Annotated in this window: 3 protein-coding genes; all 3 read right to left on the minus strand. The window is 42.3% G+C overall.

Annotated elements, in window-relative coordinates:
* Positions 1 to 143: 143 nt before the first annotated feature.
* The 3 genes from L4C32_RS20490 to L4C32_RS20500 all read right to left on the minus strand — a co-directional run bounded on the left by L4C32_RS20490 (position 144) and on the right by L4C32_RS20500 (position 2,146).
* Positions 144 to 770: a bifunctional 4-hydroxy-2-oxoglutarate aldolase/2-dehydro-3-deoxy-phosphogluconate aldolase gene (locus tag L4C32_RS20490; RefSeq protein WP_428198743.1), complete on the minus strand. Its 627-nt coding sequence runs from the start codon at positions 768 to 770 to the stop codon at positions 144 to 146.
* Between the two features lie 73 nt (positions 771 to 843).
* The gene (gene kdgK / locus L4C32_RS20495) at positions 844 to 1,776 is read right to left on the minus strand and encodes a 2-dehydro-3-deoxygluconokinase (RefSeq protein ID WP_428198744.1); all 933 of its coding nucleotides are present in this window, start codon (positions 1,774 to 1,776) and stop codon (positions 844 to 846) included.
* A 34-nt stretch (positions 1,777 to 1,810) separates the two neighbouring features.
* Positions 1,811 to 2,146, minus strand: coding sequence for a cupin domain-containing protein (locus tag L4C32_RS20500; protein ID WP_428198745.1), 336 nt, complete (start codon positions 2,144 to 2,146; stop codon positions 1,811 to 1,813).
* Positions 2,147 to 2,241 lie beyond the last annotated feature (95 nt).

Consider the following 2,241-nt stretch of genomic DNA (forward strand, 5'->3'; position numbering starts at 1 on the left):
TTGTAATACAATTGAGATGTGAATATGAGTATGGATTGATGGTTAAGTATGATGGAGTTGAGGGCATTTGTATTGAAGATATTCTACGTAATAAAAAGCGAGCACATGGCTCGCTTTTATAACGCTAGAGAAGAAACGGGGGGTTATGCGTTGACTGCAGAGATGGCGTCACGAACGAGTGTACCAATTTCGTCCCATTTTCCTTCATCTATAAGAGTCGTTGGCACCATCCAAGTACCACCGCAAGCTAGCACGGAAGGAATGGAAAGGTATTCGTTAACATTCTGTATACTAACGCCCCCTGTAGGCATAAATTTCACTGGGTAAACCGCTGTGAGTGCTTTAAGCATACCGGTTCCACCAGAAGGCCCTGCGGGGAAGAACTTTAATGTGCGAAGGCCCATTTCCATAGCTTGCTCAACCAAACTAGGGCTATTTACTCCAGGGACAATAGCAACACCCTTATCAATACAATATTGAACCGTGCGTGGGTTAAAACCAGGGCTTACGATGAAATCGACGCCAGCGTCTATCGAGGCATCTACTTGCTCGTTCGTTAGAACAGTACCTGAACCGATTAACATATCTGGAAACTCTTTACGCATTACACGAATTGCTTCAATTGCGCACTCGGTTCGTAGAGTGATTTCAGCACATGGCATGCCGTTTTCAACCAATGCTTTACCTAAAGGAATAGCGTCTTCAGCACGATTGATCGCGATTACAGGAATTACTTTTAGATTTGCTAATTGTTCATTTAATGGAGTCATGAATTCTTTCTCACGTTAATTAAAGGCTTGCTTTTAACTAATCAAATACTTGATTAATTTATGAAATTTGTAATTACAGAGACAAGTCAGGTGTTATATCTACAGGAATGATCGCTCCTGGATGCTGAATCACTGTCCCTGCCACTAAATGGCCTGAAAATGCTGCATCACGAGCATTACCACCGCTCAAGCGCTTAGCCAAGAAGCCTGCACTAAACGAGTCGCCAGCGGCCGTAGTATCTACGATGTTATCGACTGGGTTTGGAGCAACGTATTGAGCACTTTGCCTTTCAACGACTAAGCAGTCTTTCGCGCCACGTTTAATTATGATCTCTCTCACACCAGAATCAGACGTACGTGCAATACATTGTTCAATGCTTTCGTCACCGTATAACTCTTGCTCGTCATCAAACGTTAGTAGAGCAGTGTCGGTGTAATTGAGCATTCTCATGTACCAAGAAATCGCTTCTTGTTGGTTTTCCCAAAGTTTAGGTCGATAGTTATTGTCGAAGAATACCTGGCCGCCTTGAGCTTTGAATTTTGCTAAGAAGTTAAACAGTTGTGTACGACCATTTACCGTCAAAATTGCAAGCGTAATACCACTTAGATATACGGCGTCATAAGAGAATAACTTATCAAGCAGAGCTGGTGTGTCTTGCTGATCAAACATGAATTTTGCGGCAGCATCACTACGCCAATAGTGGAAGCTACGCTCACCCGTTTCATCGGTCTCGATGTAATAAAGCCCTGGTTGTTTGTGATCGATCTGAACCACTAAGCTTGTGTCAATACCTTCAGCTTGCCACTTTTCTAACATGTCGGTACTGAACGGATCGGCGCCAAGTGCTGTCACGTAGCTAGTGTTAATGCCATGATCTTTGGCCAAACGAGAGAGATAAACTGCTGTATTTAACGTATCGCCACCAAAACGTTGACTAAGCCCGTCATGTTTCTTTTGTAGCTCAACCATACACTCGCCAATGACCGCAATATTTAATGGTTTCATATGCTTACCTTATTAACTGAGGTTACGCTATTCATTATTTTAGGAAGTCTTCACGCGCAGGGTTAAAGATATCAATAAGGATGCTGTCTTGCTCTAATGCCACTGCACCGTGCATCATGTGTTTACGAGCAAAGTAAGCGTCACCTTCTTCAAGAATTCTCTTTTCACCTTCGATCTCAGCTTCGAAACTGCCACGAACAACATAACCAATTTGGTCATGAATTTCGTGAGTGTGAGGATGGCCAATTGCCCCCTTATCAAAACATAGGTGAACAGCCATTAGATCGTCAGTGTAAGCAACGATTTTACGCTTAATACCGCCACCAAGTTCTTCCCATGGGTTTTCATCTAGAATAAAGAAAGAGTTCATTGTGTATCTCCTAATCGGTTTAAATCTTTAAGTGTTGCTTCGTTTGCATTCATAATAAGTCAATCAGACTAATTGTAATACAATATATCTAGAAA

It is taken from the genome of Aliivibrio kagoshimensis, assembly GCF_050337105.1.
Lineage (GTDB): Bacteria > Pseudomonadota > Gammaproteobacteria > Enterobacterales > Vibrionaceae > Aliivibrio_A > Aliivibrio_A kagoshimensis.

Bases quoted from the DNA above. Each gene is read 5' to 3' on its own strand.
- L4C32_RS20490 (WP_428198743.1), bottom strand. From the start codon at position 770: ATGACTCCATTAAATGAACAATTAGCAAATCTAAAAGTAATTCCTGTA.
- kdgK (WP_428198744.1), bottom strand. From the start codon at position 1,776: ATGAAACCATTAAATATTGCGGTCATTGGCGAGTGTATGGTTGAGCTA.
- L4C32_RS20500 (WP_428198745.1), bottom strand. From the start codon at position 2,146: ATGAACTCTTTCTTTATTCTAGATGAAAACCCATGGGAAGAACTTGGT.